The sequence below is a fragment of the Pseudohalocynthiibacter sp. F2068 genome, assembly GCF_023015645.1.
GTDB lineage: Bacteria > Pseudomonadota > Alphaproteobacteria > Rhodobacterales > Rhodobacteraceae > Pseudohalocynthiibacter > Pseudohalocynthiibacter aestuariivivens.
In genome coordinates, this window is sequence record NZ_JALKAK010000001.1 from 369128 (window position 1) to 388511 (window position 19384).

Genomic DNA, 19384 nt, shown 5'->3' on the forward strand with positions numbered 1-19384 from the left:
GAATTTTGGTCAGAATATTACTTATATATCGTCAATCGTGAACCGTTGTATAGGTCCCTTGCCCGGCAAGAATTCCTTTGAAACCACCAGGCTCGTCGAGCGAAAACACGATTATCGGCAGATTGTTATCCCTTGCGAGCGCGATCGCCGAAGCATCCATTACGCCCAGATGTTTTTGCAGAACCTCGTCATAGGTCACACGATCATAGCGTTTGGCATCGCTAAACTTAACCGGGTCCTTGTCGTAGACCCCATCAACTTTCGTACCTTTGAAAATTGCCTCGCAACGCATTTCGCTGGCCCGCAATGTCGCTGCGGTATCCGTGGTAAAATAGGGGTTACCGGTACCTGCCGCAAAAATGCAGACACGTTTCTTTTCTAGGTGACGTACAGCACGGCGACGGATGTAAGGCTCACAAACCTGATCCATTGGGATGGCGCTGACAACCCGCGTAAAGACACCAAGCCCTTCCAGTGCAGATTGCATCGCAAGCGCGTTCATCACCGTTGCAAGCATACCCATGTAGTCTGCTGTGGTGCGTTCCATCCCCTGTGCGGACCCTTGCAAACCACGGAAAATATTGCCGCCTCCGATAACCATGCAGATCTCAACGCCAAGGTTGTGAACCGACTGCACTTCACGCGCGATTCGTTCAACCGTCGGCGGATGAAGCCCATATCCAAGGTCCCCCATCAGCGCCTCGCCGGATATTTTGAGCATAACCCGCTTAAACGCAACTTCCGGTTGGTTTGTATCCTCGTCGGCCATCGTGTATCCCCTACCGGCTGTTTACTTTATCTGGCGCGCAAACTGTAGCAAAACCGCGTTAGGTTCAACGGGGAAGAGACAAGGAATTTGCTCAATGCACATTGTAAACTCTTTTCGTTCCGCTGAAACGTCGATGTGCAATACGCTACGATGAACAAACTGCCTGATATCTCACCCGAGCTTCCGGTTCTCATCGCCGGTCCAACAGCAGCAGGCAAATCTGCGCTGGCCTTGAAGATCGCGGAAAAAAGCAGCGGCATGATTGTCAATGCTGACGCGCTTCAGGTTTATGATGGCTGGCGGATTCTAACTGCGCGCCCTTCTGCGAAAGAAGAGGCACAAGCACAGCATCATCTTTACGGTCACGTATCTTATAAGCACGATTATTCCGTTGGGCATTGGTTGCGTGACGTAGCCGCTTTGTTAATAGCATCCGATCAGCGCCCGATCATCGTTGGTGGGACCGGCCTTTATTTTCGCGCGATGACCGAAGGGCTGGCTGAAATTCCAAACATTTCACAATCTGTCCGCAAGGAAGCTGACGCACTGCTGGAAACTCTTGGTCTGCCTTCGTTGTTAAACACGCTCGATGAAAAAACACGCCAGCGTATCGACACAAGAAATCCGGCACGAGTTCAGCGCGCGTGGGAAGTTTTGCGCGAAACGGGGAAAGGCCTGGCGGACTGGCAGGATGAGACGCCTCCGCCGATTCTACCTCTTAGAAAAACGTTCCCGATCATTATTGACGCCGAGCGTGAATGGCTGAATGACCGCATTGCACAGAGATTTGACGCGATGATTGAAGCGGGCGCTTTGGAAGAGGCCCGATCGATGCTGGCAGACTGGGACCCCGCGCGCCTTTCATCAAAGGCAATCGGCGCACCGGAATTAATAGCCCATCTTAGTCGCAAGCTTGATCTGGACGTGGCAATCGAAAATGCGAAAACCGCATCACGCCAATATGCAAAACGTCAGCGCACGTGGTTTCGCGCCCGTATGACCAACTGGCACCCTTATCCGTTGCCGTAATTTAGCGACACTTAAACGCAATGATTCGCTCAATTCGGTGAATTCTGTGTTTTTTCTTTAGTTTGCCTTAATTTGGGTCATTATCGACGCTAATTAGAAAAAATATGCAACGCGACCCGGGCAGTCTCATGATTATGAATCCTATTCCAACACAGTCATCCGAAATCAGGGTGACCCCAATCCCGCGCATGACGCAGGGAGGACGCTGGCGTGTCGAGGCGATGCGCAGTTACACGTCCGATTTACTTTTGTGGTTCACTCGCGGACAGGGCCGCATAACTGTTTCGGGCCGAACGCGAGGATTTGGGGCACATAACGCCGTGTTTATTCCTGCCGGCACAATGCATGGGTTTGAGATAACTTCTCAAGTATTCGGAACGGCAGCATTTTTTCCAAGAAGTTTAAATTTGGCTTTTCCACAAGAACCTCTGCACCTTCGCATACGCGATGCTGCACCACAGGGTGATCTGACATTAATCCTTGAAAACCTTCAGCGTGAACTTGACGGAGACCGCCCTAAAAAAGAACGCGCGGCCGAGAATTACGCTGGCCTGTTCTCAGTTTGGCTTGATCGCGCAAAGCTGCAGTACCCACAAAACGAACGTAAATCAGAAAAAGCAGATCAACTGGTTGCACGATATTCGACCATGATCGAAGAACAATTCAGGTCTGGACGAACCGTTTCTGAATATGCGCAGGCGCTCGGCATTACGCCAACCCATCTGTCCAGAATTTGCAACAAAAGCTGTGGGCGTTCCGCTTCCGCTTTGCTTGCAGACAGAATTCTATACGAGGCGCGGCGCCTGCTCCGTGAAACCAAATTACCGGTTCAGCAAGTCGCAGCCCAGCTTGGTTTTACATCTGCGGCCTATTTTTCCCGGGCCTTTCAGAATCATACTGGTAAAACACCATCCGATTTTCGGCGAGGCGCCTAGAATAAAAACAAATTTCCAGCGATTGTATACATTTGCACTCTGAAAGATGCATGAATACGACCCGTGTCTGTCGTTTTTTTCCCTTAAAGTGACGATAGTAGCCGTTGACCTGTGGCCGATTGTAGTGCCGAATGGGTCCGTGAATTATTTGCGCCACGTGATGTCTGCTCTTGCCGACCTAAAATCAGAAAGCCGCCGTCTCACAACGGCGGACTGGCGCGTTATAAAAAATCCATGTGTCACAGGGAGAAAAAGATGACGCACTCTACCATTAACGGTAAACCCATGCACCCGGCCGTCCGGATGTACGCAGAAGAATGTAAGGCCGGTAAACTAAGTCGCCGCGAATTCCTTGCTCAGGCATGTTCGCTTGGCGTGGCCTCGGCCGCAGCTTACGGTTTGATCGGCGTTGCTGCGCCGACCGAAGCAAATGCAACCCCAGCAATGGGTGGTACTTTACGAATGCAACAGGAGGTGCGTGCGCTGAAAGACACTCGCACCGCGGACTGGTCGCAGATAGCCAACGCGACACGTGGTCATTTGGAATACCTAGTGGAATACAACCGCGATGGTACGATCCGTGGAATGCTGTTGGAAAGCTGGGCAGTCAACGACGACGCTACCGAGTATACTCTGAACGTTCGTCAAGGCGTCAAGTGGAACAATGGCGATGATTTCACCGCCGAAGACGTTGCACGCAATATCACACGCTGGTGCGAAAGAGATGCCGAAGGCAACTCTATGGCGGGCCGTATGGCAACACTGATTGACGAAGCAACTGGCCTAGCCCTTGAAGGCGCTATTGAGGTCGTGGATACCCATACCGTCAAACTGAACCTGCCTGCACCGGATGTGACTATCATTGCCGGTATGTCCGATTATCCAGGCGCCATCGTTCACAGTAGCTACACACCTGAAGAAACCCAAAATGCGGTTGGTACAGGTCCATATCTGCTTACTGAACTAGAAGTTGGCGTGAAATGGGTGATGGAGCGAAATACCAACCACACATGGTGGGGCACGGACGTTTACGGTGGTCCATACCTAGACCGGATTGAAAGTATCGACTACGGCACAGACCCATCGGCATGGATTGCAGCCGCTGAATCTGAAGAAGTCGACATGTTCTATGAAACTGTCGGTGACTATGTCGATATTATGGACGGAGTTGGCTGGACACAATCCAATGCAGTTACTGCTGCGACGATTGTTATTCGCCCAAATCAGCTTGCGGAAGTCGATGGCGTTAAACCATACGCTGATGCGCGCGTACGTCGTGCACTGGCGATGGCTGTTGACAACTCTGTCTGCCTCGAACTTGGGTATGCAGGCCGCGGTGTTACTGCTGAAAACCACCATGTTTGCCCGATTCATCCGGAATACGCGGATATCGGCAAGCCAGTTCATGATCCCGCCGGTGCGCTTGCGCTGATGGAAGAGGCCGGAATGGCCGACTATGAGCATGAATTGCTGTCAATCGACGATGACTGGCGCAAAAACACCACCGACGCCGTTGCAGCGCAGTTGCGCGATGCTGGTATCAAGGTCAGGCGGACAATTCTGCCAGGTTCAACGTTCTGGAACGACTGGGTAAAATATCCGTTCAGCTCTACAAACTGGAACCAGCGTCCGCTGGGCATTCAGATTCTCGCGCTCGCGTATCGCTCGGGAATGGCTTGGAATGAGTGGGGCTTTGCGAATGCCGAATTCGACGAACTGGTCACCAATGCGCTTGCAGTTGCGGACGCTGACAAGCGCCGCGAACTGATGGTTCGGATTGAAGAGATCATGTGGGAACAAGGCGTTACCATTCAACCTTACTGGCGGTCGCTATATCGCCACCACGCCGAGAACGTCATTGGCGCAGAAATGCACCCCTTGTTTGAAATCCACGTCTACAAACTGGGACTTGCAGCCTGATATTACGACTAGGGGGGGGCCGGCTCAGGCCCCCTTTTTCCACCGGAAACAGCATCCGGGGCGAATAAGTTTGGGAAACTCAACATAAGCCAAATGAATTTGCGAACCGTGATGCGCTTAACACGGCAAACGCAGAGAAAAAAATAATAAAATTCTGCTGAATAACGACGGGGAAACGAATGGGACTGTTCATCTTACGCCGATTAGGGGTCATGCTCCTTACGGCACTCTGCCTCACATTTATCGTCTTCTTTCTGACGAACCTTTATCCAAACCTTGAAAAGCTCGCCAAGACGCAGGGAAACATGCGTATGAGCGATGAACAAGTCACGTCCTGGCTTGCCAGCCGCGGTTACTTACAGCCGACTGTTGTGAAATATGGCCAATGGCTTGGTGTCTTGCCTGGCTTCACATTTGTGAACAAAGACGGTGTTGAAACGGGCCGGTGCTTCAAGTCTGGTGTGCCAGCCGAAGAAACACCGAGTTTTTGCGGCGTGATACAGGGCGACTGGGGAGAATCCACAGTTTTCAAAGATGGCGTTGCTGGAATCGTGGGCAAAAGGCTTGGGCTTACCGGTAAGCTGATGTTCTGGGTTATGGTCCTGATGGTTCCCGCAGCTTTGACGGTAGGCGTTTTAGCCGGGATGCGCGAAGGGTCCAAGATGGACCGCACCCTATCCACCTTCTCAATCGCGAGCACTGCGACACCTGAATATGTGTCAGGTGTCATATTTATCGCGATCTTTGCCTCCTCGGCCGTTGGACTAAAGTGGTTCAAGGGTACGGCAACCTCTGCAATGGATGATATTACTTTCGCAAACTTCACGCTTCCGGTTCTTACAATCGCGCTCTACGGTATGGGCTATATCGCACGGATGACACGCGCCAGTATGACCGAAGTTATGACGGCGCAGTATATCCGAACGGCGCGCCTGAAGGGCGTTACCTTTAAGAACATTGTTCTGAAGCACGCTCTGAGAAACGCGCTGATCGCGCCGTTTACGGTGATAATGCTGCAATTCCCATGGCTGCTGAACGGCGTGGTGATCGTTGAGACCCTGTTTAACTACAAGGGCTTTGGTTGGACGCTGGTACAGGCGGCCGGCAACAATGACATTGAGCTGCTGCTTGGATGTTCTGTCGTCGCTGTCGCCGTGGTTCTGGTAACGCAGCTGATAAGTGACATCGGCTACGTCTATCTTAACCCACGCATCCGTATCTCTTGAGGGGACTGAACAATGGAACCACTATCCTGGGGCCTGATTATTGCCCAGATCTTCATTCAGTTCATTCCTGTATGGATTGCACTGTTTCTAACCTTTGCCCTTTCAATCAGCTACAAACGTCGACTGGGGCTTTACGGAAAACTCTTTGACAGCCCGATCGGGATGATAGGCTTCGCCATCGTCATGTTCTGGGTCTTCACGGCTGTGTTCGCCGATTTGATCATTACACATGATCCTATTGGCCAGATTTCAGGCATGAAAAATAAAGTTCCGGGCACACCTGTACCTGAAGGTGCTGCTGGGTATCTTCATTATCTCTTGGGTGGTGACAACCTCGCACGTGATGTCTTTAGCCGGGTTGTGATGGGTGCGCGGCGCGTTCTGCAAATTGCACCAGCAGCAACCTTGTTTGCCTTTATGGTCGGTATAACGCTTGGCCTGCCTGCCGGATACTTCGGCGGACGGCTAGACACGATCTTGTCGTTTCTTGCGAACCTCGTTCTCGCTTTTCCGGTCATCCTGTTGTTCTACCTTCTCGTGACACGCGAGATCGTCGAAACGGGCATTCCAATGTATCTGGCTGCGGTTCTGTTTGCCTTCCCGATCATCTTCATGCTGATCCTCTGGCAAAGTCGTTACTTCACGCAGCCCGCTACACGAAACTGGCTGGTCTCGATAACACTTGTCATTGGTGTCTGGGCCTATCTTGGTCTGGCATTTAATGCCGATCCTTTCGGGGTCTGGGGAATGGACCCGAACCTGCTGAACGTTTTTGTTTCAGTGGTCTTCGTCAACTCGCCCACAGTGTTCCGGATCGTGCGTGGTCTCGTGCTTGATATCCAGACTCGCGACTACGTGGCTGCAGCCCAGACACGGGGTGAAGGCCCATGGTACATCATGCTTTGGGAAATCCTGCCAAATGCCCGGGGTCCGCTGATCGTCGATTTCTGTCTGCGCATTGGCTACACCACGATCCTTCTGGGGACATTGGGTTTCTTCGGACTTGGTGTAAGCCCGGAAAGCCCGGACTGGGGGTCAACGATCAACGATGGGCGCAAGCTGTTGTCGGTCTATCTGCACCCTGCCCTGCCTCCGGCTCTGGCTTTGATGAGCCTGGTGCTGGGTTTGAACCTGCTGGCCGATGGCCTGCGTGAAGAATCGCTGAAAGACTAGGGAGAGAAATCATGACAAAATCGGATTATGACGGCCCTGTTCTGGAGATAGACAAACTCTCGATCAGCTTTTTCACACGGCTTCATGAAATTCCCGCGGTGATGGATTTCTCTGTCTCCGTGCAACCCGGCGAAGCCGTCGGGTTGGTCGGGGAATCGGGTTGCGGCAAATCAACAGTGGCGCTTGGGGTCATGCAGGACCTTGGCGTTAACGGAAGCGTTGTCGGCGGCACGATCAAGTTCAAAGGCCGCGATCTGGCCGAAATGAGCCCGGACGAATTACGCGACATCCGGGGCAATGAAATCGCGATGATCTATCAGGAGCCGATGGCCAGCCTGAACCCTGCAATGCGGATCGGTAACCAACTTATGGAAGTGCCGATGATCCACGAAGGGGCGTCGGCCGAAGACGCTTATCAACTGGCGCTTGAGGTGGTGACAGATGTTAAGCTGCCGGATCCAAAGCGAATACTTAACAGTTATCCACACCAGCTTTCCGGGGGGCAGCAGCAACGTATCGTCATCGCGATGGCGCTGATGTCCAAACCCGCATTGTTGATCCTGGACGAGCCCACAACAGCGCTTGATGTGACCGTTGAGGCCGGGATTGTCGCTCTGGTCAGAGACCTTGGTAAAAAATACGGCACGTCTATGCTGTTCATCAGCCACAACCTTGGCTTGATTTTGGAAACCTGTGATCGGTTATGCGTGATGTATTCCGGCGAAGCTGTCGAACGTGGCTCTATAAAAGATGTGTTCGACGAAATGCAGCATCCTTATACACAGGCGCTTTTCCGGTCCATTCCACTACCGGGCGCGGACAAGAACGCACGGCCATTGGTGGCCATTCCCGGCAACTTTCCTTTACCGCACGAACGCCCAGATGGATGCAACTTCGGACCGCGGTGCGACTACTTCGAACCCGGTCGCTGCAACGAAGGCTACATAAAAATGGAGCCGGTCAAAGGGAATGATCGTCACGAGTCGCGGTGTTTGAAGTTCAAGGAAATCGACTGGAACGCACCTATCACCTTGGCTGACAAAAAGGAAAAAGCACCAATAGGTGATGTTGTTCTTAAGATCGACAACCTCAAAAAATATTATGAGGTTGCCGCAAACGCGCTGTTTGGTGGTGGAAACAAAAAAGTTGTTAAAGCAAACGAAACCTTAAGCTTTGAGGCACGCGAATCTGAGACACTTGCAATCGTCGGTGAATCTGGCTGTGGCAAATCTACCCTGGCTAAAGTTCTGATGGGGTTGGAAACCGCGACGGATGGCAAGATTTCGTTGAACAACATTGAAATTCAGAGCACGCCAATAGAAGAGCGCGACACTAAGACGATCTCTTCTGTTCAGATGGTTTTTCAAAACCCATTTGATACGCTGAATCCGTCGATGACCGTCGGACGGCAAATAATAAGAGCTCTGGAAATCTTCGGAATCGGTGCAAACGAGGCCGAGCGGCGCGAACGCATGCTACATTTGCTCGACCTTGTGAAATTGCCACGCGCCTTTGGTGAACGCATGCCAAGGCAGCTATCCGGCGGGCAGAAGCAACGTGTTGGTATTGCCCGCGCCTTCGCTGGCGATGCCCAGATTGTTGTAGCGGATGAACCTGTATCAGCGCTTGACGTGTCGGTGCAGGCGGCAGTCACCGATCTGTTGATGGATATTCAGCGAGAGAACAAAACTACGCTGCTTTTCATCAGCCATGACTTGTCGATTGTTCGCTATCTGTCAGACCGCGTCCTTGTGATGTATCTGGGTCATGTGGTCGAAATGGGCACGACGGATCAGGTGTTCTCACCACCCTACCACCCCTATACAGAAGCGCTTTTGTCAGCGGTTCCAATTGCCGATACCTCGATCATTAAGAAACATATCGTTCTCGATGGGGATATCCCGTCAGCAATGGACCCGCCTTCGGGGTGCCCGTTCCAGACACGTTGCCGCTGGAAAGATCAGGTGCCGGGCGGTCTGTGCGACAAAGACGTGCCAAAAGTTAAATATCTGGAAAGTGGACACCAGGTTAAATGCCACTTATCAGATGATGTTCTTGCGACGATGGAACCGGTTATCAAAATCGCCGCCGAATAATCTAGACTATTAAACCGAAAGGCTGGGGAAATTCCCCGGCCTTTTTCTATTCAATATCAAAATCTGAAGCTGGTATTAACTTCCCAAAATACGGCGCACATAGTTTCGTGTTTCGCGATACGGGGGAACACCGCCGTGGCGCGTAACGGCTTGTGGCCCAGCGTTGTATGCTGCCAGGGCAAGCCGCCATGAACGAAATGTTTCGTATTGCGCACGCAGATACCTAGCACCGCCTTCAAGGTTTTCCGACGGAATACGTGGGTTGACCCCCAAAGTTCGCGCTGTGGCTGGCATCAACTGAGCAAGCCCAATTGCACCCTTGTGCGATCTCGCATTCGCGTTCCAGCCGGATTCTTGCTGTACAAGTCTCAGAAACAGGTTCTCAGGTATCCCGTGGCGCCGCGCCGCTGCACGTGCCAATGCGATGTAAGGCCCGCTGTAATTCCCACTATAGTTTGGAACGTTGTAGCGCGACGGAGTATTGACCGATCGCGGCTGCAACCTGACTGAATTCGCGTATTGCGACCGAGAGCGGTTATCAAGCACTCTTGTCTGAGAGCTAAAAAGCGCGGTTCTTGAAGACGACGAAAAAGTCAGCCCCTCAGTCATCCCGACTGATGGTGCGCTGATCGACAAAGAAAACAACACAACAAATAGACGTTTCATTACGGACCCCCATCCACGGATCGGTAATATAACGATTTTTATCTATTCTGCCAGCTTTTCAATAATTCCGGTTTTCTTTCGTGTGGCAGGGTGGTGTAAGTTCTTTTGAGTTCAAACCAGATTCGAAGGAGCGACCAATGGCAGGTTCGGTAAATAAAGTGATCCTAATAGGTAATCTTGGCCAGGATCCGGAAGTGCGGACCTTTCAGAATGGCGGCAAGGTTTGCAACTTGCGCATCGCAACTTCGGAAAATTGGAAAGACAAAAACACTGGCGAGCGTCGTGAGCGTACGGAGTGGCATACTGTTGCGATTTTCAACGAAGGGCTGGTGCGCGTAGCAGAGCAATATCTGCGCAAGGGCAGCAAGATCTATATTGAAGGTCAGTTGCAAACGCGCAAGTGGCAAGACCAATCCGGTAATGACCGTTATTCAACCGAAGTTGTGCTTCAGGGCTTTGGTTCCACGCTCGTTATGTTGGACGGTCGCAGTGACAACCAAGGTGGCAGTGGTCAGTCCGGCGGCTATGGTGGCGGTCAATCTGGCGGTAACCAGTCCGGTGGTGGAAGCTTTGGCAGCGGGCCAACAGGTGGCGGCGCAGCAGGCGATATAGACGACGAAATTCCGTTCTAAACAACACCGTATTAGGCGATTTAAAACCACCCCTTTGGATAAAACGGGGTGGTTTTTCGTTCTTGTTAAAAGGAATGAAGAAAATTAGCGCATTGCCAATGCTTCACTCAGAACTGTTTTAACAATATCCAGATCGACGTCAGACGTTACAAAGGCATCGCCAATAGCGCGCGCCATCACAAATTTTATTTGCCCATCGACCACTTTCTTGTCCTGCCTCATCAACGCGATCAGCGCTTCCGCATCCGGCAGAGCGCCCTTAATATCTGCAAGATCTGTCTTCATTCCCATCGTTTTCAGATGCGCGCGGACGCGACTTGGGCTTTCCTGTGAACAAAACCCCATTCGAGCGGAAACCTCAAAAGCCAAAGCACAGCCAACGGCAACGCCTTCGCCATGGAAAAGCCGGTCGGAATACCCCGTTGCCGCCTCCAGCGCATGACAAAACGTATGCCCCAGATTCAGCAAAGCGCGATCACCCAATTCTGTTTCATCCCGCTCGACGATATCTGCTTTCATTTCACAAGAGCGTTTCACCGCATAGGCGCGCGCTTCCATGTCACCGGATGCAAGAGCCGGGCCATTCTTCTCAAGCCATTCAAAGAACGCCTCGTCCCCTAACATCCCATATTTGGCAACTTCGCCGTAACCTGCCAGAAAATCACGTGGCGTAAGCGTGCCGAGAACTTCAATATCAGCCAAAACCAGTGTTGGTTGATGGAATGCCCCAATCAGGTTTTTCCCTTGTGGCGCGTTGATCCCGGTTTTACCCCCAACCGAACTGTCGACCTGTGCCAGCAGCGATGTAGGGATTTGAACAAACCGGACTCCCCGGCGCAGAACCGCCGCAGCAAATCCAGCAAGGTCACCAATGACGCCACCACCAAAAGCAACGACGACATCACGCCGTTCGATCTTTTGTTCAAGCAACCATTCAACAGATCTCTCAAAATGTGGCCAGGACTTAGTCGCTTCGCCCGCAGGAAGCGTCAGTGCAACCATGTCAACACCACTGGCTGTAAGTCCTGTGCGCAAGGCCTCAAGATGTTTCGCCGCAACGTTTTCATCCGTCAGCACAGCGACCCTTGGTCGATCCAGATAGGCCGAAATCTCGGCTCCGGCATTTACGATCAAACCTGTACCGATCTTAATGTCATATGACCGCTCGGCCAGATTAACGCGCAACGTTTCATGCATTTCTATTGATCTCCAAAACATCGGGTCGCGCGTGTAGCGCTTTGATAACAGTCTCTGCCATCTCTTCGATTGAAAAATTCGGGTTGGCATCGACAATAATATCCGCTCGTCCATAAAGCGGCACACGGGCCTCATAAATCTCGGAAAGTGTTTTAAATGGGTCAGACGTTTTTAAAAGCGGACGGGTCGTCTTGTGACGCACGCGGTTCCACAACAAATCCAGATCCGCCCGAAGCCAGACCGACACCCCATGTTCGCGAATGATCACACGGTTGCGTTGCGCTAGAAACGCGCCTCCTCCGGTCGAGAGAATGCAGCTTTCTTCAAGCAGCAGCCGGTTGATAACTTGCGTTTCTTTTTCACGAAAAAATTCTTCGCCGTCACGTTCAAAAATCTCGGCGATGGTCATATTGGCCGCAATTTCGATTTGCTCGTCTGAATCCAGAAACGGCACACCCAGTTTTACGGCCACCGATTTACCGACCGCAGTCTTGCCTGCCCCCATCATGCCAACCAGCACAACGGACTTTAATAATCGGTCACCCATACCGGCACAGTCCCGCCTACTTAAAAAATCAACTCCTGAATGGCGTGATCTTGCTCAAAAGGCTATATATATAATTCATGAGGCCGCCGAAAGCGTGGTCCATTGAAAAAATGTGGGCAGAGGACAAAAACCATGGGGCGATTTTTCAAAGCCGTTGTTTTTTTAGGTGTAGCAGGAATTGTTGCGCTGGTGAGTTTTGCCTATCTGGGTGATTTGTCGCCTATTCAAAGAGATGTAAGCGACACGGTGACGCTGGATGAGGAATAAAAATGCCTTCGCTTTGGCGGGGGTTTTGCTGTTTATTAACGGTCAGGCAATGGCCGAGGCGCCGCTTTCGGTCATCGATTGGCTGTCAGAATCAGTTGCGCTGCCATCTCACTTGGACGCTGATGGGGTGCCCTTTGGTGAAGAAGCTGCGACAGAAAGCGCGTCAATCGAAGTCATCACCAGTCAGCCATTGGATGCGCCCAACCCGGATGCTGTTGGGCTATTGCCCTCCTCGGTGACAGGTCTTCCAAATAACTTGTGGGAATCCAGCAGCAGCGCAGCCCTTGTTCGTCTGATAAGACAGGGATCTACCGAGACTTTACCAGCGATCGCTGAACTTAACCGCAGTCTCTTGCTTGCGGAAGCTTCAGCACCAAATGATGCAGACGGGTCCGGAGCTTTACTGCTGGCGCGTGTTGACCAGTTGTTGGAACTCGGCGCTCTTGATGACGCGCAAGCCTTGCTTGAACGCGCCGGACCGACAACACCGGAACTGTTTCGCCGTTGGTTTGACGTTGCATTGTTGACGGGTACAGAAAATCTGGCCTGTGATGCGTTGCGCAGCAACGGCGATATCGCACCGACCTACCAGGCACGCATTTTCTGTCTGGCGCGGAACGGCGATTGGAATGCAGCCGCCCTGACGCTGAATTCTGCCGAGGCCTTGGGATATGTCGCGCCTGATGAATATGACCTGATTGCCAGGTTCCTCGACCCTGAACTGTTTGAAGGCGAGCCCCCCCTTTCAACGCCATCACGTCCAAGCCCGCTTGTTTTTCGGATGCTGGAAGCGATCGGAGAACCAATTTCCAGCAGTACATTACCGCGTGCCTTTGCGCAGGCAGATCTACGGCCAAGTTCTGGCTGGAAAGCCCGGCTCGAGGCTGCAGAACGATTGGCACGCGTCGGCGCGATACCCGCCAATCAATTACTCGGAATATATACCGAGCGATCACCAGCTGCGTCGGGCGGAGTTTGGAACAGGGTTGATGCCCTGCAACGGTTCGATCTAGCCGTCAGAAACCGTGATGCTGAGGCGATTGATCAGATACTGCCAGTGATCTGGCGTGAAATGCAGCGCGTTGGATTGGAACGGCCATTTGCAAAATTATATGCAAATGAGTTGGACGGTATTTCGCTGGCTGGGCGTTCCGCAGGTCTCGCCTTTCATCTGGGCTTGCTGTCTGACAGCTATGAAACGCTCTCGCGTGCATATTCCCCGATCAACGATGAAGACAAGTTCCTGAGTGCCCTAGCAACAGGTGCGCCAGCGTCAGCCCCTGCGCCTTCTGCAATGGCAGAAGCGATACGCGATGGGTTTGACAGCGGAGAGCTGTCTGATGATTTGTCCCGCAAGCTGGCCGATAACCGATTGGGAGAGGCCATCCTAATTGCCAACCAAATGTTCAATGAAGGGGCAGCAGGCGATCTTGAAAAAGTAAGCCGTGCGCTAAGGTTCTACCGCGCAGTCGGGCTTGAGGATATTGCCCGCAAAGCAGCCCTGCAGCTTATGCTGATGGAACGGCACGGATAAATGGAGCGTTGGATATCCACTTTTCTAGAGGCGCAAGCCGCCGAACTGAATTCAGCGCGCAACACGCAAGAAGCGTATGGCCGTGACCTATTGAATTTCGCCGACTGGCTCAGAAACCGTAAGCTTGATTTTGCATCTGCGGAACGTGCTGATATAGAAGCCTACCTCATATCCTGCGATGCAGAAGGTTTGGCACGCGCCACAAGGGCACGGCGTTTGTCTTCGATTAAACAAATTTACCGCTTCGCTTTTGAAGAAGCCTGGCGCACTGACAATCCCGCGTTACAAATCAAGGGGCCAGGCAAAGACAAACGCCTGCCTAAAACCCTGTCTGAGGCGGAAGTTGATGGGATGCTTTTGGCCGCAGGCGAAGTCGGTCAGAGCAACGACGAAAAGCTTCGCAACACATGCCTCATGCAGATTTTATACGCGACAGGCCTGCGTGTCAGCGAACTTGTCTCATTGCCGGTCAGTGCAGTGCGCGGAGACCCAAAACTGATCCTGGTTCGTGGGAAAGGTGACAAAGAGCGGATGGTCCCGCTTTCCCCGCCTGCACGGCAGGCAACACAGGACTGGGTTTTTGTACGGGACGAGGCCGAAAAACTCGCCCAAAAAAACGGAAAACCGGTGTCACGGTTTCTCTTTCCGGCGCGCGGCAAAGACGGCCATATGACGCGTCAGCGGTTTTTCGTTCTGATTAAGGAAATCGCGGCCCATTCGGGACTTTCGCCAGAAAAAGTAACGCCTCACACATTGCGTCACGCCTTTGCAACGCATCTTCTGGCCAGAGGCGCAGACCTGCGTTCGATCCAGACACTGTTGGGCCACGCTGACCTCGCAACTACTGAGATCTATACGCATGTTCTTGATGAACGCCTGAAAGCTTTGGTTCTGGAAAATCATCCTTTGGCCACCGACGACGAATGAACCCGGTTCCAATTGACGCCTGTCTGAACCCGTCAACCCGCTTGAATAGAAACGCCTGAGTCCCCATAACAAACGAAACCATCTGACGCGGAAAAATCGGAATAAAATGCCCAGTACTGAAACATTTATGGATACGACTTTCTGGACGACAGCAGGCGCAATTGTTGCCCTGCTTCTTTTGTCTGGTTTTTTCTCGGGTTCGGAAACCGCGCTGACGGCTGCGTCACGCGGAAAGCTTCGCGCACAGGCTGATAAGGGGTCAAAGGGTGCTGAATGTGCGCTGAACGTGACCGAAGATAATGAGCGCCTGATCGGGGCGGTTCTGCTTGGGAACAACCTTGTAAATATTCTGGCGACGTCACTTGCGACCGCCTTGTTCACCCGTTCTTTCGGTGAAAGCGGCGTTGCGCTTGCAACACTGGTCATGACGGTTCTGGTTCTGGTTTTCGCAGAAGTGCTGCCCAAAACCTACGCAATCACAAACCCGGAAGTCGCGGCTGCGCGGGTATCTCCTGTGATCAGAATTGTAATTTTGGTTCTATCGCCAATTGTGTCGTCCGTGCGTGCAGTCGTGCGTATCATTCTGAGTATGTTTGGGGTCAAAACAGATCCTGACAGCCATATTCTGGCATTACGTGAAGAAATTGCAGGTGCAATTTCACTTGGCCATTCCGAAGGATCTGTTCAGAAAGAAGACCGTGACCGTCTGCTCGGTGCGCTGGACCTTGGGGACCGAACGGTCGAAGAGATCATGTTGCATCGCTCTGAGATTGAAATGATCAATGTCGAAGAAGAGGCCGAGCAAATACTTTCGCAATGCCTGCAATCGCCCCATACGCGTTTGCCGATCTACAAGGGTGATCCGGATAATATAGTTGGAGTTGTACATTCGAAAAACCTTTTGCGCGCAATGGACCGTTTGATCCGTGGGCCTGAAGCATCTGAAGAAGCGCTCAAAGATTTCAAAGTGCTTGATGTTGCGATGAAACCCTATTTCATACCGGAAACAGCGACACTCGATGACCAGATGCGCCAGTTCCTACGCCGTCATACGCATTTTGCGCTGGTCGTAGATGAATATGGTGCGCTTCAGGGGTTGATTACGCTTGAGGACATCCTTGAAGAAATCGTCGGTGAAATTACTGACGAATTCGACAGTGAGGATGGCCCTCCTATGAAGCGCCTGGAGGATGGACAAATTCTTGTTGACGGTGCGACAACAATTCGCGATCTCAAAAGGGCTACAGACTGGCAATTGCCTGATGAAGAGGCAAACACGATCGCAGGACTTGTGATACACGAAGCACAGATGATCCCGTCACAGGGCCAGGTATTCAGCTTTCATGGTTTTCGTTTCGAAATTGTGACGCGCAAAGCAAACCGGATCACAAAACTGAAAATCCGGCCGCTCTAGGTTTTTTGCAAGTTTCAAGTTCCCCGCTAAACACCTCAGGCAGGGATATTCAGAGGTTTCGAAGGAAACGGGTTAGCGCCCTTTGAACAATGTGCCAAAGATACCGCGCACGATACGACGGCCCGTGGTCCCTTTGAGTTCCTTTATCACGACTTTACTCAGTGATTCCACAAAGCCATCTGGCTCTCTTCTGCGGCTCGAAGTCGAACGTTCGACGCGCGTTCCGGAATAACGCCGCCCTGCCTTATGTTCGCGCTCCGCTTCTTCGGCTTCTTCTTCTAGTCGTTCTGCCTCTTCCGCTTCTTTTGCGGCGCGCGCAGCACGCTCTTTCAGCATTTCGTAGGCTGACTCTCGGTCTTTGGCCGTGTCGTATTTCCCGGCAACCGGAGACTCAGCCATGACAAGACGGCGCAACTCGGCGCTTATGGGTCCCAGTTGAGAAGATGGTGGGCGTACCAGCGTACGTTCCACGACCCCTGGTGCGCCTTTCTTTTCAAGTGTTGAGGTTACGGCCTCGCCAACACCTACCTCGCGGATTGCCTGTTCCGTATCGAACCTTGAGTTGTCGCGGTATGTCTCCGCAGCGTGGCGCAATGCCTTTCGATCTTTCGCGGTAAAGGCGCGAAGCGCATGCTGGATACGATTGCCCAACTGGCCGAGGATATTCTCTGGCACATCCTGCGGATTTTGCGTGACGAAATAAACACCAACGCCTTTTGAACGGATCAGGCGTGCCACCTGTTCGACTTTCGTCACCAGAGCCTTGGGCGCGTCATCAAACAAAAGATGCGCCTCATCAAAGAAAAACACGAGCTTTGGTTTGTCGGGGTCACCAACTTCCGGGAGTTCTTCAAACAACTCAGACAGCAACCAAAGCAGGAAGGTTGCATAAAGGCGCGGAGCCCCCATTAGGGCAGCGGAAGTCAGAATATTAATGCGCCCGCGGCCTGCGTCGTCCACCGTCATCATGTCATTCAGGTCCAGCGCTGGTTCGCCGAAAATTAGGGCGCCACCCTGGTTTTCGAGAACCAGCAAACGACGCTGAATAGCCCCGATCGAGGCGACAGAAACGTTCCCGTATTGCAATGACAGGGATTTGTTGTTTTCGCCAACCCAGATAAGCAGCGCTTGTAGGTCTTTGAGGTCTAGAAGAGGTAAACCCTGCTCATCCGAAACACGAAACGCAATGTTGAGCACACCTTCCTGCGCCTCTGTCAGTTCAAGCAATCGACCGATCAACAGCGGCCCCATTTCAGCGACCGTCGTTCGAATGGGATGACCTTCCTCGCCGAAAAGATCCCAGAACGTCGTTGGGAAAGATTTGTAACTGTAATCGTCAAAGCCGATGGTCTTAGCACGGCTCATGAAAGCATCGTGCAATTTGAACTCGGCAGAGCCGGGGGCTGCGAGACCGGAAAGATCGCCTTTCACATCCGAAAGGAACACAGGAACCCCGGCATCAGAAAACCCTTCGGCAAGGATTTGCAGTGTCACCGTTTTACCAGTGCCGGTCGCGCCAGCAATAAGCCCGTGCCGATTGGCGTATTTCAACAATACGCCCTGGTCGATTGCGTAATCTTCGCCACCGCCGCCTAAATATACCCTGTTGTCCACCCGCACGATTCCCCGTTTTTAAAAGCACATACAATAGAAACACAATGTTAACCTTTTACTGCCAGTCTATCCACTGTCCGACAAGTGCTGCATTTAGCACGGATATTCCTTCATCCCGAATGACTGGTCGCACCATCGTGTGCGACCCTTTTTTTCAGTTCAGGCAACATGGTGTAGTTTGAATTTTTACTGTTGACCGAAAACAGCAAAGAACATACGGTTTGGCCAATAATAAGTCGGCCAGTCCGACGGGGAGAAGTCTTTGGAAAAAGGGTCGTTCGCGACCCTTTTTTTCCGGGCGGACGAAGTGGCGGGTTTTTGCAAACTTTAAGGCAAACCTTTAGAATTAAGCCTGACTCTCGCAAATTCACATGATAAACGCTTTGCAGAAATTGGAATGATGGAAACCAAATGACTGATTTGATGAAAACGCTTGCGTTGTTCGGCCTGATGGCCGTTGCAAGCCCAGCCTTTGCTCAGGAAACCACAACTGAAACGGAAGCGGCCACTGAAGAAGTAACTGAACAAGCAACCTCAGAAACCGTACCGGCGCTTGATTTGGGTGAAGAAGTCACTGAAGAAAATCAGGTTGGACAGCTTTACGTAAAAGAAACCTTTGGGGATTGGACCGTTCGTTGTGTGCGTGCGGAAGAAGGGCCAGAGCCTTGCCAGATTAACCAAACGCTGGTGAGCGCGGAAGATTTGCCAGTTGCAGAGATCAGCCTCTATCCATTGCCAGAAGGTCAGCAAGCGGCAGCGGGTGCAACAATTGTGACACCACTTCTGACGCTGCTTACAGAACAGATCACGATCAAAGTGGATAATGGAACAGCTAAAAAATATTCTTTCAGCTGGTGTGAGAGCAACGGGTGCTATGCACGTGTTGGCTTTACTGCCGAAGACATTGCCGCATTCAAACGCGGCGCAAGTGCCACGATGAGCATCGTGCCAGTTGCCGCACCTGACCAGCGTGTAACGGTTCAGATTTCTTTGACCGGGTTTACAGCAGGTTACGACTCTTTAACAGTCGCCAACTAAAAGCAATTCCAGAAAAATTTAAAAAGCCGCCCCTTTAGGGGCGGCTTTTCTTTTGCGCCTATCCCATTTCGTGTTGCACAGTCATGCGAACCGGGCGTGGGGTGTTTCAGAATAGACCAATGTCATTCTTGGACTCGCCTGAAATGGCCTGAAGCACATCCCAGTGTTCAACAATTTTTCCCACGTCTTCAAATCGGAAAATATCGATATCGGCATTGTCGTCGCTGCCGGGCTAAAGCTGATGACTATGAAGAACAACGAAATCCCTCTCTACGATTGTCCTTTTAAAGTGCGTTAGGTTTGTTCATTTCAGAATTTTCGCTCATTTCATTTCCCTCATGCCAAGCATCTAGTTTATCAAGCTTTGATCAATTAACTGTTCAGATTGAACGCAATTTTT

At 51.8% G+C, this 19384-nt stretch carries 17 protein-coding genes; 12 read left to right on the forward strand and 5 right to left on the reverse strand.

Translation table 11 applies throughout. The annotated features are described in order from the left end of the window. Positions 1-31: 31 nt before the first annotated feature. Positions 32-769: a UMP kinase gene (gene pyrH / locus MWU63_RS01825; RefSeq protein WP_213887865.1), complete on the reverse strand. Its 738-nt coding sequence runs from the start codon at positions 767-769 to the stop codon at positions 32-34. A 150-nt stretch (positions 770-919) separates the two neighbouring features. Between pyrH and miaA the strand changes: the two genes are divergently transcribed. The 6 genes from miaA to MWU63_RS01855 all read left to right on the forward strand — a co-directional run bounded on the left by miaA (position 920) and on the right by MWU63_RS01855 (position 9148). Continuing rightward, positions 920-1798, forward strand: coding sequence for a tRNA (adenosine(37)-N6)-dimethylallyltransferase MiaA (gene miaA, locus MWU63_RS01830; RefSeq protein WP_213887864.1), 879 nt, complete (start codon positions 920-922; stop codon positions 1796-1798). Positions 1799-1926: 128 nt separating this feature from the next. Further along, positions 1927-2733, forward strand: coding sequence for an AraC family transcriptional regulator (locus MWU63_RS01835; protein WP_246531610.1), 807 nt, complete (start codon positions 1927-1929; stop codon positions 2731-2733). 255 nt (positions 2734-2988) lie between these two features. After that, entirely contained in the window at positions 2989-4653 is a 1665-nt protein-coding gene (locus tag MWU63_RS01840) for an ABC transporter substrate-binding protein (protein ID WP_213887863.1), read from the forward strand. 179 nt (positions 4654-4832) lie between these two features. Further along, positions 4833-5879, forward strand: a complete 1047-nt coding sequence (locus MWU63_RS01845) for an ABC transporter permease (protein WP_213887862.1) — start codon at positions 4833-4835, stop codon at positions 5877-5879. A gap of 12 nt (positions 5880-5891) precedes the next feature. Then, on the forward strand, positions 5892-7052 hold the full coding sequence (locus MWU63_RS01850) for an ABC transporter permease (protein WP_213887861.1): 1161 nt from the start codon (positions 5892-5894) through the stop codon (positions 7050-7052). Positions 7053-7063: 11 nt separating this feature from the next. After that, positions 7064-9148 (forward strand): ABC transporter ATP-binding protein, encoded by a 2085-nt coding sequence (locus tag MWU63_RS01855; protein WP_213887860.1) that lies wholly within the window; start codon positions 7064-7066, stop codon positions 9146-9148. Positions 9149-9223: 75 nt separating this feature from the next. On the opposite strand, the gene MWU63_RS01860 is transcribed toward MWU63_RS01855, so the two are convergent. Next, a complete protein-coding gene (locus tag MWU63_RS01860) occupies positions 9224-9757 on the reverse strand; it encodes a lytic transglycosylase domain-containing protein (protein WP_246531625.1) in 534 nt (177 codons plus the stop codon). A 194-nt stretch (positions 9758-9951) separates the two neighbouring features. On the opposite strand from MWU63_RS01860, the gene ssb reads away from it, so the two are divergent. Further along, a complete protein-coding gene (ssb, locus tag MWU63_RS01865) occupies positions 9952-10446 on the forward strand; it encodes a single-stranded DNA-binding protein (RefSeq protein ID WP_213887858.1) in 495 nt (164 codons plus the stop codon). An 84-nt stretch (positions 10447-10530) separates the two neighbouring features. Here ssb and aroB read toward each other — a convergent pair whose 3' ends face one another. Beyond that, positions 10531-11643, reverse strand: coding sequence for a 3-dehydroquinate synthase (gene aroB, locus MWU63_RS01870; protein WP_213887857.1), 1113 nt, complete (start codon positions 11641-11643; stop codon positions 10531-10533). Further along, a complete protein-coding gene (locus MWU63_RS01875; protein ID WP_213887856.1) occupies positions 11636-12190 on the reverse strand; it encodes a shikimate kinase in 555 nt (184 codons plus the stop codon). Before MWU63_RS01875 ends, aroB begins: the two co-directional genes overlap by 8 nt. Positions 12191-12322: 132 nt before the next feature. Between MWU63_RS01875 and MWU63_RS20355 the strand changes: the two genes are divergently transcribed. The 4 genes from MWU63_RS20355 (at position 12323) to MWU63_RS01890 (ending at position 16332) form a co-directional block, all read left to right on the forward strand. Continuing rightward, positions 12323-12457: a hypothetical protein gene (locus tag MWU63_RS20355; RefSeq protein ID WP_281414278.1), complete on the forward strand. Its 135-nt coding sequence runs from the start codon at positions 12323-12325 to the stop codon at positions 12455-12457. Beyond that, on the forward strand, positions 12447-13991 hold the full coding sequence (locus tag MWU63_RS01880; protein WP_213887855.1) for a hypothetical protein: 1545 nt from the start codon (positions 12447-12449) through the stop codon (positions 13989-13991). Before MWU63_RS20355 ends, MWU63_RS01880 begins: the two co-directional genes overlap by 11 nt. Continuing rightward, entirely contained in the window at positions 13992-14918 is a 927-nt protein-coding gene (locus tag MWU63_RS01885; protein ID WP_213887854.1) for a tyrosine recombinase, read from the forward strand. Positions 14919-15024: 106 nt separating this feature from the next. Then, positions 15025-16332, forward strand: coding sequence for an HlyC/CorC family transporter (locus tag MWU63_RS01890; RefSeq protein ID WP_213887853.1), 1308 nt, complete (start codon positions 15025-15027; stop codon positions 16330-16332). A 72-nt stretch (positions 16333-16404) separates the two neighbouring features. Here the strand turns inward: MWU63_RS01890 and MWU63_RS01895 are convergent, their stop codons facing one another. Next, positions 16405-17946, reverse strand: a complete 1542-nt coding sequence (locus MWU63_RS01895; protein ID WP_213887852.1) for a helicase HerA-like domain-containing protein — start codon at positions 17944-17946, stop codon at positions 16405-16407. Positions 17947-18357: 411 nt separating this feature from the next. Between MWU63_RS01895 and MWU63_RS01900 the strand changes: the two genes are divergently transcribed. After that, positions 18358-18984, forward strand: a complete 627-nt coding sequence (locus tag MWU63_RS01900; RefSeq protein ID WP_213887851.1) for an invasion associated locus B family protein — start codon at positions 18358-18360, stop codon at positions 18982-18984. The last annotated feature ends 400 nt before the right edge of the window (positions 18985-19384 follow it).

What these genes read in the sequence shown, in the direction of transcription:
- aroB (WP_213887857.1), bottom strand. Translation starts at nt 11,643, where the DNA reads ATGCATGAAACGTTGCGCGTTAATCTGGCCGAGCGGTCATATGACATT.
- miaA (WP_213887864.1), top strand. Translation starts at nt 920, where the DNA reads ATGAACAAACTGCCTGATATCTCACCCGAGCTTCCGGTTCTCATCGCC.
- MWU63_RS01885 (WP_213887854.1), top strand. Translation starts at nt 13,992, where the DNA reads ATGGAGCGTTGGATATCCACTTTTCTAGAGGCGCAAGCCGCCGAACTG.
- ssb (WP_213887858.1), top strand. Translation starts at nt 9,952, where the DNA reads ATGGCAGGTTCGGTAAATAAAGTGATCCTAATAGGTAATCTTGGCCAG.
- MWU63_RS01900 (WP_213887851.1), top strand. Translation starts at nt 18,358, where the DNA reads ATGACTGATTTGATGAAAACGCTTGCGTTGTTCGGCCTGATGGCCGTT.
- MWU63_RS01850 (WP_213887861.1), top strand. Translation starts at nt 5,892, where the DNA reads ATGGAACCACTATCCTGGGGCCTGATTATTGCCCAGATCTTCATTCAG.
- MWU63_RS01840 (WP_213887863.1), top strand. Translation starts at nt 2,989, where the DNA reads ATGACGCACTCTACCATTAACGGTAAACCCATGCACCCGGCCGTCCGG.
- pyrH (WP_213887865.1), bottom strand. Translation starts at nt 769, where the DNA reads ATGGCCGACGAGGATACAAACCAACCGGAAGTTGCGTTTAAGCGGGTT.
- MWU63_RS01855 (WP_213887860.1), top strand. Translation starts at nt 7,064, where the DNA reads ATGACAAAATCGGATTATGACGGCCCTGTTCTGGAGATAGACAAACTC.
- MWU63_RS01845 (WP_213887862.1), top strand. Translation starts at nt 4,833, where the DNA reads ATGGGACTGTTCATCTTACGCCGATTAGGGGTCATGCTCCTTACGGCA.
- MWU63_RS01880 (WP_213887855.1), top strand. Translation starts at nt 12,447, where the DNA reads ATGAGGAATAAAAATGCCTTCGCTTTGGCGGGGGTTTTGCTGTTTATT.
- MWU63_RS01860 (WP_246531625.1), bottom strand. Translation starts at nt 9,757, where the DNA reads ATGACTGAGGGGCTGACTTTTTCGTCGTCTTCAAGAACCGCGCTTTTT.
- MWU63_RS01875 (WP_213887856.1), bottom strand. Translation starts at nt 12,190, where the DNA reads ATGGGTGACCGATTATTAAAGTCCGTTGTGCTGGTTGGCATGATGGGG.
- MWU63_RS01890 (WP_213887853.1), top strand. Translation starts at nt 15,025, where the DNA reads ATGCCCAGTACTGAAACATTTATGGATACGACTTTCTGGACGACAGCA.
- MWU63_RS01835 (WP_246531610.1), top strand. Translation starts at nt 1,927, where the DNA reads ATGATTATGAATCCTATTCCAACACAGTCATCCGAAATCAGGGTGACC.
- MWU63_RS20355 (WP_281414278.1), top strand. Translation starts at nt 12,323, where the DNA reads ATGGGGCGATTTTTCAAAGCCGTTGTTTTTTTAGGTGTAGCAGGAATT.